12 protein-coding genes are annotated in these 14825 nt (G+C 71.9%); 7 read left to right on the top strand and 5 right to left on the bottom strand.

The features are described from left to right. Positions 1 to 142: 142 nt before the first annotated feature. Positions 143 to 1192, bottom strand: a complete 1050-nt coding sequence (locus ABD331_RS36840; protein WP_344485581.1) for a Gfo/Idh/MocA family protein — start codon at positions 1190 to 1192, stop codon at positions 143 to 145. A gap of 138 nt (positions 1193 to 1330) precedes the next feature. Between ABD331_RS36840 and ABD331_RS36835 the strand changes: the two genes are divergently transcribed. The 6 genes from ABD331_RS36835 to ABD331_RS36810 all read left to right on the top strand — a co-directional run bounded on the left by ABD331_RS36835 (position 1331) and on the right by ABD331_RS36810 (position 9613). Beyond that, positions 1331 to 2332, top strand: coding sequence for a LacI family DNA-binding transcriptional regulator (locus ABD331_RS36835; RefSeq protein ID WP_344485578.1), 1002 nt, complete (start codon positions 1331 to 1333; stop codon positions 2330 to 2332). Between the two features lie 46 nt (positions 2333 to 2378). Then, positions 2379 to 3794 carry a rhamnulokinase gene (locus tag ABD331_RS36830; protein ID WP_344485576.1) on the top strand — a complete coding sequence of 472 codons (1416 nt, stop codon included), beginning with the start codon at positions 2379 to 2381 and terminating at the stop codon, positions 3792 to 3794. A 62-nt stretch (positions 3795 to 3856) separates the two neighbouring features. Further along, complete coding sequence (fdh, locus tag ABD331_RS36825; protein ID WP_344485573.1) at positions 3857 to 7087, top strand: formate dehydrogenase; 3231 nt, start codon at positions 3857 to 3859, stop codon at positions 7085 to 7087. After that, a complete protein-coding gene (locus ABD331_RS36820; RefSeq protein ID WP_344485570.1) occupies positions 7087 to 7908 on the top strand; it encodes a 4Fe-4S dicluster domain-containing protein in 822 nt (273 codons plus the stop codon). Before fdh ends, ABD331_RS36820 begins: the two co-directional genes overlap by 1 nt. Continuing rightward, on the top strand, positions 7905 to 8942 hold the full coding sequence (gene nrfD / locus ABD331_RS36815) for an NrfD/PsrC family molybdoenzyme membrane anchor subunit (RefSeq protein WP_425566129.1): 1038 nt from the start codon (positions 7905 to 7907) through the stop codon (positions 8940 to 8942). The genes ABD331_RS36820 and nrfD overlap by 4 nt, the downstream gene beginning before the upstream one ends. A 134-nt stretch (positions 8943 to 9076) precedes the next feature. Next, positions 9077 to 9613 (top strand): NUDIX hydrolase family protein, encoded by a 537-nt coding sequence (locus tag ABD331_RS36810; RefSeq protein ID WP_344485568.1) that lies wholly within the window; start codon positions 9077 to 9079, stop codon positions 9611 to 9613. Between the two features lie 4 nt (positions 9614 to 9617). Here ABD331_RS36810 and ABD331_RS36805 read toward each other — a convergent pair whose 3' ends face one another. From ABD331_RS36805 to ABD331_RS36795, 3 genes are all read right to left on the bottom strand, one after another. Continuing rightward, entirely contained in the window at positions 9618 to 10136 is a 519-nt protein-coding gene (locus tag ABD331_RS36805) for a peptidoglycan recognition protein family protein (RefSeq protein ID WP_344485565.1), read from the bottom strand. Between the two features lie 120 nt (positions 10137 to 10256). After that, the gene (locus ABD331_RS36800; protein ID WP_344485563.1) at positions 10257 to 11834 is read right to left on the bottom strand and encodes an arylsulfatase; all 1578 of its coding nucleotides are present in this window, start codon (positions 11832 to 11834) and stop codon (positions 10257 to 10259) included. A 157-nt stretch (positions 11835 to 11991) separates the two neighbouring features. Further along, positions 11992 to 12885 (bottom strand): sulfotransferase family protein, encoded by an 894-nt coding sequence (locus ABD331_RS36795; protein ID WP_344485560.1) that lies wholly within the window; start codon positions 12883 to 12885, stop codon positions 11992 to 11994. 160 nt (positions 12886 to 13045) lie between these two features. On the opposite strand from ABD331_RS36795, the gene ABD331_RS36790 reads away from it, so the two are divergent. Further along, positions 13046 to 13906 (top strand): hypothetical protein, encoded by an 861-nt coding sequence (locus ABD331_RS36790; protein WP_344485558.1) that lies wholly within the window; start codon positions 13046 to 13048, stop codon positions 13904 to 13906. Here the strand turns inward: ABD331_RS36790 and ABD331_RS36785 are convergent. Continuing rightward, positions 13903 to 14784, bottom strand: a complete 882-nt coding sequence (locus ABD331_RS36785) for a MurR/RpiR family transcriptional regulator (protein WP_344485555.1) — start codon at positions 14782 to 14784, stop codon at positions 13903 to 13905. The two genes, ABD331_RS36790 and ABD331_RS36785, sit on opposite strands and share 4 nt — an antisense overlap. Between the last annotated feature and the right edge of the window lie 41 nt (positions 14785 to 14825).

Below are 14825 nucleotides of genomic sequence, written 5' to 3'. Positions count from 1 at the left end.
TGCGAGCGCTCACATTTAACGGGGATTAAAACGTTCCGGCCGCCTGCCGCACAAGCCCTCACTGTCCTGGACGAGGCATCGCCGCAGGTCAGCGAAGTGCAGCAAGCGAACGGCCGATCGCGGCGAGGCGCGGCTGCGGCGCTCAGGGGTTCCCGGCGGTGAAGAACGATTCAATGCCGCCGTCGAGGCGGTGGTAGAACGGGCTGTCCTGGGTGATCTCCGTGCGGAGCACCGGGCGGCCGGTGAAGGCGGAGGCGTACAGGCCGGTGACGAACTCCATGGCCCGCCTGGCGTCCGCGCCGGAGGCGGGCGGGCGCTCGCCGCGCTCGTAGGCGTCGAGCAGCAGGCCGAGCTGGGTGGCGTGGCTGCTGGGCAGGTCGCCGGGCGGGCTCCACAGCGGCGAGGTGGAGGTCCAGTCGGCGTTGCCGTAGCCGTACAGGTGGCGCAGCTCCACCGTGGCGTCGGCGAAGTCGAAGCGCAGGTAGCTCTCCTGGCGCGGCGACAGGACGCTGGTGACGACCGAGCCCATGGCGCCGTTCTCGAAGCGCACCATGGCCAGCGACACGTCCTCGGTCTCGATCGGCCGGTCCAGGCGCCCGGCCATGGCCCTGATCTCGGCCCAGTCGCCGAACACCGACAACATCAGGTCCATCTGGTGCACGCCGTGCAGCACGGTCGTGCCGCCGCCCTCGGTGGACCACTTGCCCCGGTACGGCACGGCGTAGTAGTCCTCGCCCCGGTGCCAGGTCGTCTGGCACAGCGCCAGCAGCGGCCGGCCCAGCGCCCCGTCCAGCGCGCGCAGGTGCTGGGCGCCGGAGCCGAAGCGCTGCTGGTAGACGACCGACAGGTACGGCCCGGCCGCGCCTTCTGCGGCCGACATGCGGTCGAGCTCGGCCAGCGAGAGCGCGGCGGGCTTCTCGCACCACACCCACGCCCCGGCCGACAGGGCCGCGACGGCCTGGCCGGCGTGCAGGTACGGCGGGGTGCAGATGATCACCAGGTCGGGGTGCTCGGCGTCGAGCAGCTCCCCCAGGTCCGTGTACGCCGCCGCTCCGTCGGCCAGCGCCTTGGCCCTGTCCTCGGCCACGTCCGCCACCGCCACCAGCTCGACCCGGTCGCTGTGGGCCCGCAGCGCGGGCACGTGGCTGTGCGCGGCGATGGCGCCGGCCCCTACGATGGCAGCGCGGATCACGAGCGCCCCCTCTTATAGAAACGTTTTACTTCCGGCGCGCGACGTTAGGCGGCGGCCAGGGCGGTGTCAACGCGGATTCGCGTTCCGACCGGTGCCGCGACTGGCGCACTCTCCGTTAGTACGTTTTAATTTGTGCCCATGGCCATGGTCAGCATCAAGGACGTCGCCGCACACGCCGGCGTCTCCCCCGGCACGGTCTCCAACGTACTGAACCGGCCCGGCAAAGTCGCCCCCGCGACGCGCGAACGGGTGGAGGCCGCGATCAGCGAGCTGGGGTTCGTCCGCCACGGCTCGGCCTCCACGCTGCGCGCGGGGCACAGCAGGACGATCGGCCTGAGCGTGATCGACATAGGCAACCCGTTCTTCACCGAGGTCGCCGCCGGGGTCGAGGACGTGGCCAGCGAGCTGGGGTACGCCGTGATCCTCGGCAACTCCGCGGGCTCGCAGGACAAGGAGGAACGCAACCTGCGGGTGCTGGCCGAGCACCGGGTGCGCGGCGTGCTGATCACCCCGTCGGGCGAGGACCCGGGCAGGCTCGACCGGCTGCGCGAGAACGGCATCAGCGTGGTGCTGGTCGACCATCCGGCGCACCGGCCCGACCAGTGCGCGGTGGCCGTGGACGACGTCGCGGGCGGCCGGGCCGCCGTGGCGCACCTGCTGGCCAGGGGCGCGCGCAGCGTCGCGTACGTGACGGGCCCGATGACCATCCGCCAGTGCGTGGAGCGGTGCGAGGGCGCCAGGGCCGCGATGCGCGCGGCCGGGCTGGACCCCGCCGGCCTGCGGGTGGCCGAGGCCGCGACGATGACGGCCCGCGCGGGCGAGAAGGCCGCCGCCGACCTGATCGCGGACGGGCTGCCCGAGGCCGTCTTCTGCGCCAACGACCTGCTGGCGCTGGGCGTGCTGCGCGCTCTGCTGCGCTCGGGGGTGCGGGTGCCTGAGGAGGTGGCGCTGATCGGCTACGACGACATCGACTTCGCCGCCGCGTCCACGGTGTCGCTCAGCTCGATGCGGCAGCCCACGTACCAGCTCGGGCGGATCGCCACCGAGCTGCTGCTGGACGAGTGCGACAATCCGGACACGCACGCGCACCAGCACATCATGTTCCAGCCGGAGCTCGTCGCGAGGGAGTCCACCGCATGAGCCGCCGCATGAGCCGCCGTTCCGCCGCCGTCAGGGAGTCCGCCGCATGAGCCGCCGTTTCGCCGCCGTTGACCTGGGCGCCTCCAGCGGGCGGGTGATGCTGGCCGACCTGTCCGACGGGCTGCGTCTGACCGAGGCGCACCGCTTCCCGAACGGCCCGGTGCGCGTCGCCGACCACCTGTACTGGGACATCCTCGGCCTCTACCGCGAGATCCTCACCGGCCTGCGCGCCGCGGGCCCGGTCTCCTCCATCGGCGTCGACTCGTGGGCGGTCGACTACGCGCTGCTCGACGAGACGGGCGCGATGCTGGGCAACCCGGTGCACTATCGCGACGACCGCACGGCAGGGCTGGCCGAGCGGGTGGCCGCCTCGGTCGGGCCCGAGACCCTGTACGACGTGTCGGGCCTGCAGGTGCTGCCGTTCAACACGATCTACCAGCTCCTCGCGGAGCCGCGGCTCGGCGACGCGGCCACGATGCTGCTGATCCCCGACCTGATCGGCTACTGGCTGACCGGCGAGCAGGGCGCGGAGGTGACCAACGCCTCCACCACGGGCCTGCTCGACGTGCGCACCCGCGAGTGGGCATTACCGCTGATCAAGCAGCTCGGCCTGCCGACGGGCATCTTCCCGCCGCTGCGTCAGCCCGGCGACATGGCCGGCGGGCTGCGCCGCGACGTGGCCGGGGAGATCGGCTGGTCGGCGCCCGTGCGGGCGGTCGGCTCGCACGACACCGCCTCGGCGGTGGCCGCGGTGCCCGCCTCCGGCTCCGCCTTCGCCTACGTCTCGTGCGGCACCTGGTCGCTGGCCGGGGTGGAGCTGCCTGGCCCGGTGCTCACCCCCGGGAGCCGCGCCGCGAACTTCACCAACGAGGCCGGCATCGACGGCACCGTCCGCTACCTGCGCAACGTCATGGGCCTGTGGCTGCTGCAGGAGTGCCTGCGCGCCTGGCCCGGCTCCGACCTCGGCGAGCTGCTGAAGGCCGCGGCGGCCGAGCGGCCGTTCGCCGCCGTGGTCAACCCGGACGAGCCCGCCTTCCTGCCGCCGGGCGACATGCCGGCCAGGATCGCCGCCGAGTGCCGCCGCACCGGCCAGCGCCCGCCCGCCTCCCCCGCCGCGTACGTCCGGTGCGTGCTGGAGAGCCTGGCGCTCGGCCACCGGCTGGCCGTGCGGCAGGCGATGGAGCTGTCGGGCCGCGACGTCGAGGTGGTGCACCTGGTGGGCGGCGGGTCGCGCAACGAGCTGCTGTGCCAATTCACCGCCGACGCGTGCGGGCTGCCGGTGGTGGCGGGCCCCGGCGAGGCGACCACGTTCGGCAACGTGCTGGTGCAGGCGCGGGCGGCCGGGCTGGTGTCGGACCTCGGCGAGATGCGCGCGCTGGTCGCCGCCTCGCAGCCGCTGCGCCGCTACGAGCCGTCGGGTGACTTCGCGGCCTGGGACGAGGCGGCCTCAAGGGTGTTCTGACCTGCCGGTTTTCCCCCGGCCTGTCGAGGGCAGGACTCGGCCGGGGGGCATCGGGGGGTGTCATGGAGTTCGGGTGGCCGCTGCTGCGGCAGCTCACGGGCGGGGACCGGACGGCGCGGGGATCGGCGGCGAAGTCGGCGCGGACGGCCGGGCTGCGGGCGCGCACGTCCACGGCGGACCGGGTGGTCAAGTCGGTGTGCCCGTACTGCGCGGTGGGCTGCGGCCAGAACGTGTTCGTCCGCGACGAGCGGGTCGTGCAGATCGAGGGCGACCCCGACTCGCCCATCAGCCGCGGCAGGCTGTGCCCGAAGGGGTCGGCCAGCCTGCAGCTCACCACCGACTCCGGGCGCCGGCAGCAGGCGCTCTACCGGCCGCCGGGCGCGGCCGACTGGCAGCCGATCGAGCTGGCCACGGCCATGGACATGATCGCCGACCGGGTCATCGCGACCCGCCGCGAGACGTGGGAGCAGGAGCACGACGGCAGGCGCACCGCCAGGACGATGGGGATCGCCAGCCTGGGCGGCGCCACGCTGGACAACGAGGAGAACTACCTCATCAAGAAGCTGCTCACGGCGCTGGGCGTGGTGCAGATCGAGAACCAGGCGCGCGTCTGCCACAGCTCGACCGTGGTGGGCCTGGGCACGTCGTTCGGGCGGGGCGGCGCGACCACGTTCATGCAGGACCTGCAGCACTCCGACTGCGTGATCATCGAGGGCTCCAACTTCGCCGAGGCGCATCCGGTGGGTTTCCAGTGGGTGATGGAGGCCAAGGCGCGCGGCGCGGTGATCATTCACGTGGACCCGCGCTTCACCCGTACGAGCGCGCTGGCCGACCTGCACGTGCCCATCCGGGCCGGCTCCGACGTGGCCTTCCTCGGCGCGATCATCAACCACGTGCTGGAGAACGAGAAGTACTTCCACGAGTACGTGGTCAACTACACCAACGCGGCGACGATCCTGCGCGAGGACTACCGCGGCGCGGAGGACCTGGACGGCCTGTTCTCCGGCTTCGACCCCGAGGAGCGCAGCTACTCCCCCGACTCCTGGCAGTACGAGGGCATGACGGCGGTGGCCGCGTCGGGCGATCGGGACGAGGAGTTCGAGGAGCGGCGCTCGGCCCGGACGCCTCCCGGGCGCAGCGAGGTGCACGGCGGCACCGGCGTCCCGCTCGACGGCCGGGCGGAGCGCGACGAGACGCTGCGCCACCCCCGCTGCGTGCTGCAGGTGCTGCGCCGCCACTACGCCCGCTACACGCCGGAGATGGTGGAGCGGGTGTGCGGGGTGCCCCGGCGGCTGTTCGAGGAGGTGTGCCGCCACCTGACGGAGAACTCGGGGCCGGACCGCACCTCGGAGTTCGTCTACGCGGTGGGCTGGACCCAGCACAGCGACGGCTCCCAGTTCATCCGGGCGGCGAGCATCCTGCAACTGCTGCTCGGCAACATCGGCCGGCCAGGCGGCGGCATCCAGGCGCTGCGCGGGCACGCCAGCATCCAGGGCTCCAGCGACGTGCCGACGCTGTTCAACCTGCTGCCGGGCTACATCCCGATGCCGCACGCGCACGAGAATGAGCGGCTGCGCGACTTCCTGATGGCCGACGCGCCGCACCAGGGCTTCTGGGCGAACATGCCCGCCTACCTGGTCAGCCTGCTCAAGGCCTGGTGGGGCGAGGCCGCGCAGCCGGACAACGACTACCGGTTCGGCTGGCTGCCCAGGCTGACGGGCTCGCACAGCACGTACGACACGGTGCTGGCGCAGCTCGACGGCACCTGCAAGGGCTACTTCCTGCTCGGCGAGAACCCGGCGGTCGGCTCGGCCAACGCCAAGATGCAGCGCCTGGGCATGGCCAATCTGGAGTGGCTGGTGGTGCGCGACCTCAACCTGATCGAGAGCGCCACCTGGTGGAAGGACGGCCCGGAGATCGAGACGGGCGAGCTGAGCACGGCCGGCATCGGCACCGAGGTGTTCTTCCTGCCGGCCGCCTGCCACACCGAGAAGAACGGCAGCTTCACCAACACCAACCGGCTGCTGCAGTGGCACCACCAGGCCGTCGAGCCGCGCGGCGACGCCCGCAGCGACCTGTGGTTCATGTACCACCTGGGCCGCCTCATCCGCGCGAAGCTGGCCGGCTCGCAGGACCCTGCCGACGCGCCCGTGCTCAACCTGACCTGGGACTACCCGGTGAGCGGCGAGACGGAAGAGCCGTCGGCCGAGTCGGTGCTGGCCGAGATCAACGGCTGGGACGCCGATGGCCGCCCGCTCTCCGGCTACCAGGAGCTCAAGCACGACGGCTCCACCACCTGCGGCTGCTGGATCTACTGCGGCGTGTACGCCGACGGCGTCAACCAGGCCGCCCGCCGCAAGCCGGGCTCCGAGCAGGACTGGATCGCCGCCGAGTGGGCGTGGGCCTGGCCCGCGAACCGGCGCGTGCTGTACAACAGGGCCTCGGCCAGGCCCGACGGCAGCCCGTGGAGCGAGCGCAAGCGGCTGGTCTGGTGGGACGCCGAGGCGGGCCGCTGGACCGGGCACGACGTGCCCGACTTCGAGACGGGCAAGAGCCCCGGCTACCGGCCGCCGCCCGGCGCGACGGGCGTGGATGCGCTGTCGGGCATCGACCCGTTCATCATGCAGGCCGACGGCAAGGGCTGGCTGTTCGCGCCCGCCGGGGTGGTGGACGGGCCGCTGCCCACCCACTACGAGCCGCAGGACTCGCCGGTGGCCAACCCGCTGTACGGGCAGCAGCGCAACCCGATCCGCAAGCTCTACCCGCACGAGCACAACCGGTACCAGCCGAGCGGCGACGAGCCGGGGGCGTCGGTCTACCCGTACGTGGTGACGACGTACCGGCTGACCGAACACTTCACGGCGGGCGGCATGAGCCGGTTCACGCCGTACCTGGCGGAGCTGCAGCCGGAGATGTTCTGCGAGGTCTCGCCCGCGCTGGCGGCCGAGCGGGGGCTGGTGCACGGCGACTGGGCCACGATCGTCACGGCCCGCAACGCCATCGAGGCCAGGGTGCTGGTCACCGACCGCATCCCGGCGCTGCACCTGGACGGGCGGACGCTGCACCAGATCGGGCTGCCGTTCCACTACGGCCCGAACGGGCTGGCCAGGGGCGACGCGGCCAACGAGCTGTCGGCCATCTCGCTGGACCCCAACTCGCACATCCAGGAGGTCAAGGCGCTGTCGGCGGACATCCGCCCGGGCCGCAGACCGCGCGGCCCCGCGCTGCCCGAGCTGGTGCGGGCCTATCAGCGGCGGGCCGGCGTGGGCGCGGGCACCGGAATGGAGGCGTGATGGCCTTCGACCTCGACGAGCGGCTCGACGAGAGCGGCCGGGTGGGCTTCTTCACCGACACCAGCATCTGCATCGGCTGCAAGGCGTGCGAGGTGGCGTGCAAGGAGTGGAACCACGTCCCCGACGACGGCCTGAACTTCACCGGCTGGTCCTACGACAACACGATGAAGCTGAGCGCCGACACCTGGCGGCATGTGGCGTTCGTCGAGCAGCGGCGGCCGCTGGGGCACCAGGAGGCCGGCGTCGGCGACATGGACTTCCGCTGGCTGATGGCCTCCGACGTGTGCAAGCACTGCACGCACGCGGCCTGCCTGGACGTGTGCCCGACGGGGTCGCTGTTCCGCACCGAGTTCGGCACGGTCGTGGTGCAGGAGGACATCTGCAACGGCTGCGGCTACTGCGTGCCCGCGTGCCCGTTCGGGGTGATCGGCAAGCGGGAGACGAGCGGCACGGCCGCCAAGTGCACGATGTGCTACGACCGGCTCGGCGCCGGGGAGGAGCCGGCCTGCGCCAAGACCTGCCCGACCGACTCCATCCAGTTCGGGAACCTGGAGGAGCTGCGGGAGCGGGCCGAGCGGCGGCTGGAGCAGGTGCGCGCCGCAGGGGTGGGCTCGGCCCGCCTGTACGGGCACGACCCGGACGACGGGGTGGGCGGGACGGGGGCGTTCTTCCTGCTGCTGGACGAGCCGGAGGTGTACGGCCTGCCGCCGGACCCGGTGGTGACGACCAGGGACCTGCCGTCGATGTGGCGGCACGTGGGGGTGGCGGCCGTGGCGTTGCTCGCCGGGGTGGCGGCGACGGCGTGGAGGCGGAAGCGATGAGCGACACCAGCCTGGCGGGTCAGGCCGACGTGGCGAGTCAGACCGATGTGCGGATGGACGGCTCTCCTGAGCTGCGCGGCGAGCGGGAGGCCACGCCGGGCTCGGCGGGCCGCAGGCGCGAGCGGCTCATGGTGCCCAAGGCGAGCTTCGACTCCTACTACGGCCGGCCGGTGCTGAACGAGCCGACCTGGAAGGCGCCCGACATCGCCGGCTACCTGTTCCTGGGCGGCCTGGCCGGGGCGTCGTCCACGCTGGCCGCCGCCGCGGAGCTGACCGGCCGCCCGCGCCTGGCCAGGGCGGCCAAGGTGGGGGCGCTGGGCGCGCTGGGCGGCTCGCTGTACGCGCTGATCCACGACCTGGGCAGGCCCGAGCGGTTTCTGAACATGTTGCGGGTGTTCAAGGTGACCTCGCCGATGAGCGTCGGCACGTGGGTGCTGAGCGTGTACGGCCCGCACGCCGGCGCCGCCGCGGCCACGGACGTGACCGGGTTGTTCCCCGGCCTCGGCCGGGCCGCCACGGTGGGGGCCGGGATCGTGGGGCCGGCGGTGGCGACGTACACGGCGGCGCTGATCTGCGACACGGCGGTGCCGGTGTGGCACGAGGCGTACCGGGAGATGCCGTTCCTGTTCGCCGGTTCGGCGGCGGCGTCGGCGGGCGGGCTGGGCATGCTGGCCGCGCCGGTGTCGGAGGCGGGTCCGGCGCGGCGGGCGGCGCTGCTGGGCGCGGCGGTGGAGGTCGCGGCGGCGACCAGGATGGAGCGGCGGCTGGGGCCGCTGGCCGAGCCGCTCAAGCGCAGCAGGCTGCTGCGCCTGGGTGAGGCGCTGTCGCTGGCGGGCGCGCTGGCCGGGGCGACGCTGGGCCGGCGCAGCAGGGTGGCGGCCGTCGCGGCGGGCGTGGCCCTGCTGGCCGGGTCGGCGTGCACCAGGTTCGGCATCTTCCAGGCCGGCATGGAGTCGGCCAACGATCCCAAGCACACCGTCCAGCCGCAGCGCAGGCGGCTGGCGCAGGAGAGAGCGGAGCGTGACCTCGGATGAAGCGCAAGATCGTGGAGTATCTGCCGTTCGTCGGCATCGTGTTGTTCATCTGCACGGCGTCGTGGGTGGCGGGGCGTACGCCTCCTGACCGGACTCTGGCGCGCCGCTGACCTCCCGCACCGTACGATCAGCAGATGACCGAAAAGACCGAAACCACGCCTGCTTGGCTCGCACCGGAAGAACTGGAGTCGGTGCGGGGCCGGATGCCGATCCTCTACATCGACGCGGTGCCGGTGCGCGTCGACGACACCGGCGTGGTCACCCACGTCGGCCTGCTGCTTCGCATGTTGTCGGACGGCACGGTCAGCCGGGCGCTGGTCTCGGGGCGGGTGCTCCACCACGAGCGGATCCGCGACGCGTTGCTGCGGCACCTGGAGAAGGATCTCGGGCCTGTGGCGCTGCCCCGCATCCCCGTCTCGCCGCAGCCGTTCACCGTCGCCGAGTACTTTCCCACGCCCGGCGTCACGCCCTACCACGACCCGCGCCAGCACGCCGTGTCGCTGGCCTACATCGTGCCCGTCGCCGGTGACTGCCGGCCCCGGCAGGACGCGCTCGACCTGGTGTGGTTCACGCCGGAGGAGGCGGCCTCGCCGATGGTGCAGGAGGAGATGGCCGGCGGGCAGGGTGTGCTGCTCAAGCAGGCCCTGGCCCACGTGGGCCGCCTGCTCTGACCGGTCAGGGGCGTTCCGCGCCGTCGCGGACCCAGCGGTAGAGGGGGTCGCCGGGACAGGAGGTGTCGTAGCCGTCCCGGTGGCCCTTCACCTCGCGGCCGGCGTCGCCGTGCTCGCGCAGGTACTCGATGGCGTCGACCAGGGCGTTGAGCAGGTCGTCGTTCGGCTCCGTCAGCCCCGAGCTGCCGACCAGCGCGAGCACCGCGTAGTGGTCGGAGTTGAGGCCGGCGCCGTTGGCGGCCGGCAGGGCGTGGGGGCCGCGGCCCATGAACGTGCGCCGGTGAGGGCAGCACACCATGTTGTAGCCCAGGTCGATGTACTTCTCCCCGCGGCCCCCTGACATGTGCATGCGCTGGATGTCCTTGACCAGGTCGACGCAGCGGTCGTGGTTGCCGGACTCGGCGAGGTCGGCGGGCACCTTGCCGCCCGTGTAGTGGATCTTGATGCCCTGGGTGGACGAGAGCCGGACGTAGTCGCTGGTCGGCTTCTTCGCGTCCCACTCCGCACGGGTGACCAGATTCATGTGTTCCTCTCCTCGAAGGATGGTCCTGGTCACCAGAATGTCAACTATCGGTAGCTGTGTCATCACTCTTCGTCACTAGAGTGAGGTGCCGCCGGGGTGAGAGTTCCCTGCGGGGCGTTCTTACCCGGCGGAGGTCAGCGTGACGGGCGACGCCCCGTCCTGGTGGGCGCGGCGGAAGGTGTGCGAGCGGCCGTTCGCCTGGAAGTCGGCCCGCGCCGTGATCTTGCCGGTGGCCGGCACGGGGAACCCGACGGAGACGGCCATGCCCGGGTCCACGCGGGCGACGGTGTGCGCCCGCGCCCGGCGTTTCCCGCCGAGGCCCAGCTCGACCTGGGTCCACGGCACGGCGGAGCCGTTGTGCAGGGTGACGACGACCTGCCCTGAGGCCAGCTCGGTCCGCAGCCCGTACGGCAGGCGCGGGTCGTCCCCGATCGAGCCGTCGAGCAGCTCCCCCAGCTCCTGGGCGATCCGCGGCCTGGCGGCGGCGAGGTCGCGGCTCTCCCCCGGATCCTTGGTGAGGTCGTACAGCTCGACCCGGCCCTCGGGCCCGGCGCCGGCGATGTTCGGCGCGAACCTGACGAGCTTCCACCGGCCCTTGCGGATGGCCTGGGCCTTGCGTGGCCGGTTCCAGATGAGGTGGCTGTGCTGGGGGGCGTCGCCGCCGGTGAGCAGGCCGCGGAAGGACAGGCCGTCGAGGTTGGCGGGGACGGGCGTCTCCGCCAGGTCGGCCAGCGTCGGCAGGAGGTCCCAGGACGCCACCGGCTGCCGCTCGACCCTCGGCACCAGGCCCGGCGACCAGGCGATGAGCGGCACGCGGATGCCGCCCTCGTACACGTCGCGCTTGTCGGCCCGGTAGGGGCCGTTGGAGTCGAACAGCCAGGGCGTGACGCCGTGCTCCCTGTGCGGCCCGTTGTCGCTGGTGAACAGCACGAGGGTGTCCTTGGCCAGGCCCGCGTCGCGCAGTGCTCTGATCAGCGCGGCGACGTCGGTGTCGAGCCTGGCGACCTGGGCGGCGTGGCGGCGGTTCGCGGCGCTCCACGGCTTGTTCTCGTACTCGCCCGCGTCGCCGGGGATGACGCTGGGCGAGTGGGGCAGGTTGGTGGCGTAGTAGAGCAGGAACGGCTTGTCGCTCTCGGCGTTGATGAACTCGACGGCCCGCTTCCTGAACAGGTGCGGCGCGTACGTGCTGCCGTTGAGCTGCACCTTCTGCCCGTTGTGCCACAGGTACTTGGGGAAGTACTGGTGCGCGTGCTTGTGACCGATGTAGCCGAAGAACTCGTCGAAGCCGCGCAGGTTGGGGTGCGAGGCCTGGCCGGGCTCCTCGGGGCCGAAGCCCCACTTGCCGATGCAGGCGGTGCGGTAGCCGGACAGTTGCAGCACCTCGGCGAAGGTGAGGTCCGCGTCGGTGAGCGAGTGCTGCGGCCCGCCCTCCGGGTTCTCCCGGACGGTGCTGTGCCCGGCGTGCAGGCCGGTGAGCAGGGAGCAACGCGAGGGCGCGCAGAGCGGCGCCCCCGAGTAGGCGGCCTTGAACTGCACGCCTTCGGCCGCCAGCCGGTCCAGGTTCGGCGTGTGGATGATGCGCTGCCCGTTGCTGCCAATCTCTCCCCAGCCGAGGTCGTCGGCCAGGATGAGCAGGATGTTCGGCCGCCTGGGCAGGCTGCCACGACGAGAGGCGGCCTCGGCGCCCGCGGATGCCACCGCGGGCAGGGCGAGGCCGGCGAAGGTACCGGCAAGTAAGGCTCGGCGCGAAGGCCCGTTGATCACGAAGGGCAACATATCGGAGCTTTGGTCGAATGGCGGGCAAATCGCAGGCGAACTCTGTCACAGAGTCGCAACCGAGGCTGTGCGATACCCGTCAGGCGAGATAGTCCCACGTCCGGCAGATCTCGTGCAGCTCAACGGGGATCTCGTCGGGCGTCGGCAGGGGCCGGCCGGCCACGACGGTGCCGGTGCGGATCTTGTCGCGCCAGTCGCCGATGCCCTTGACGAAGCCGCCGTGGTCCTTCTTGCCGTACTCCAGCATGATCTGCTCGAACTCCACGCCCAGATACAGGCAGATGCGGCGGAGCTGGCCCTCGGGGTCGGCGGTCAGCTCCTCGTACCTGACGGTCAGCCCCTCCAGGTGCGTACGCGCCTCCTCCAGGTACTTCATGTAGTTGAGCGTGCGCGGCACGGCCTCGCTCATGGGCCGCTTGACCGGGTCGGCCTCGTGCCACGACTGCACGATCGACATCGGATGACGCAGCAGGAAGACGAAGCGCGCGTCCGGCCAGCAGGTGGCCACGCGCCGCCAGACGAAGACGTTGCTGGGCGTCTTCTCGCACATGATCGACTTGCCGCTGCGGGTCAGCTCGCGGTGCAGCAGCCGGTCCCAGACGAGGTGCTCGAGGTCGCTGTGGGTGTGGCCGAGCAGCTCCATGGCCTGGCGTACGGGGTCGGTGCCCAGGCCGACGGTCACCCGCCTGAAGTGCGTCTCGATCGGCGAGTGGATCCGCGAGTGGCTGTTGAGCATGACGCGCAGCAGCGTGGAGCCGGACCGTACGGACGACAGCAGGAAGACGGGCTCGCGCAGCAGCCGGTCGTGCGCGGGGTCCACGGGCGGGCGGGCCTTGTCGCCCGGCAGCCGCTGCAGCTCCAGCGGCACCTTGGGCGGCGGTGGCGGCTTGGGCGGCTCCTTGTGCAGCTTGCGCGTCAACGTGTATCCCGTCAGGCCCTCAAGTGTGGCGTTGGCCCGGTACCTCCAGCTCATGGGGCTACAAGGTAGGGGCGGCCAGTGAACCGCAGGTGAATCGGACCTGTGAACTGTCGCGAGGATGACAGATCATCCGTGCACAAAGACGCAGAGCAGAACAAAATTCCGTATCACCATGGGGCCTGTCAAAGTTTCAAGCACTCCATGAGGAGGAGTCATGCACACGCTCAAGCGTCGAGCCCTGCACCTCTCGTTACTCGGCGGCCTGGCCGTCGGCGCGCTCGCCGCGCTGCCCACCGCCGGTCACGCCGTGTCCGCGGGCACCTCGTCCGCCTCCGTGCGGGTGGTCAGCGGCGGCCTGCTGCAGCTCGACTACGTCGGCTCGGCCGACTCCAACAAGGTCCTGGTCACGCTGGAGTCGGGCAGCAACGTGCTGCGGATCAGCGACTCGGTGAACATCACGCCCGGCGCGGGCTGCGTCTCGGCCCCCGGCGACCTGACGACCGCGCGCTGCTCCGTCGGCATCACGAGGATCCACGCCCGGCTGGGCGAGGGCGCCGACAGGTTCAGCTCGCTGGTCCCGCTGGAGGGCTACGTCGAGGGTGACGGCGGCGACGACGTCTTCCGTCCCAGCCAGTCCAAGGGCACCGTGGGCGCGGCGGCCAGCCGGATCATGTACTTCGGCGGCCTCGGCGTGGACACCGCCGACTACCAGGGCGTGCCGGCCACCGGCCCGACCGGGACGAACGGCGTCAACGTCAGCCTGGACTTCCGCTACAACGACGGGCGCGAGGCCGACGGCGCCCGCCCCGCCGACGAGGACAACGTCCAGACCGAGAACGTGGTCGGCGGCTCCTTCGGCGACACGCTCACCGGCGACGACCTGGCCAACCGGCTCACCGGCGGCAACGGCCGGGACCTGTTGTCCTCGGGCCGCGGCAACGACGTGATCGACCTGCGCGACACCGTCGGCGACCAGCTCTCCTTCTGCGGCGACGGCGCCGACCTGGCCCTGATCGACGCGGGGGCGCGCGACCGGGTCAGCGTGGACTGCGAGACGGTTCAGAGCCCCAGCTAGGTGCGCTTGACCCTGCGGTCGTGCACCACCGCGTACGTGTTGCGCAGCGCCTCCATCGACGCGTCGTAGGAGGCCTGCGCGACCCCGGTGAACAGGCAGTCCACCACCATGAGCTGGGCGATGCGGCTGCCCAGCGCGCCGGAGCGGAACCGGGTCTCCCGCGCGGCCGTCGTGAGCGTCACGTCGGCCGCGCGGGCCAGCGGCGACTCGCGGAAGTTGGTGATCGCCACGGTCGCCGCCCCGGTCTTGCGGGCGATGGCCAGGAACTCGACGGTGTCCACGGTGGCGCCGCTGTGCGAGACGGCCACCGCCACGCAGCCGGCGTCGAGCGTGGCCGCCGACGTCCAGGCCGAGTGGGAGTCGTGCCAGTTGATCGCGGTGCGGCCGATGCGCGACAGCTTCTGCTGCAGGTCCAGACCGACCAGCGCGCTGGCGCCCACGCCGAAGGTGTCGATCCTGCGCGCGGCCAGCAGCCGCGCCACCGCCTCGCCCAGCGCCTCCATGTCGAGCATGCGGGCCGTGTCGGCGATGGACAGCGTCTCGTTCATCGCGACCTTGGAGACGATGCCCTCCAGGCTGTCGTTCCTGTCGATGTCGCCCGACACCTCCGGCAGGCTGGCGGCGGCCAGCTCCTCCCTGGCCACGGCCCTGGTCAGGTCGATGCGGAAGTGCTTGTAGTGGGCGTAGCCCATGCGCTGGTAGAAGCGCACCACGGAGGTCGTCGAGGTCTCGCAGCGCGCGGCCAGCTCGGCGATCGACAGGTTGGCGGCGGCGGACGGCTCGCCGACGAACATCTCGGCGATGCGCCGCTCCGACGGCCGCAGGGCGGGCATGGCCGCCCGGATGCGGATCAGCAGCGTCTCGGCTTCCTCGGCCATCGTCACCCCGTCGCTGGAAAGAAAATACCCTGGTGGTAGGG

Origin of the sequence: Nonomuraea monospora (assembly GCF_039531895.1) — a bacterium.
Classification (GTDB): domain Bacteria; phylum Actinomycetota; class Actinomycetes; order Streptosporangiales; family Streptosporangiaceae; genus Nonomuraea; species Nonomuraea monospora.
This window is presented reverse-complemented; position numbering and strand designations above follow the sequence as displayed.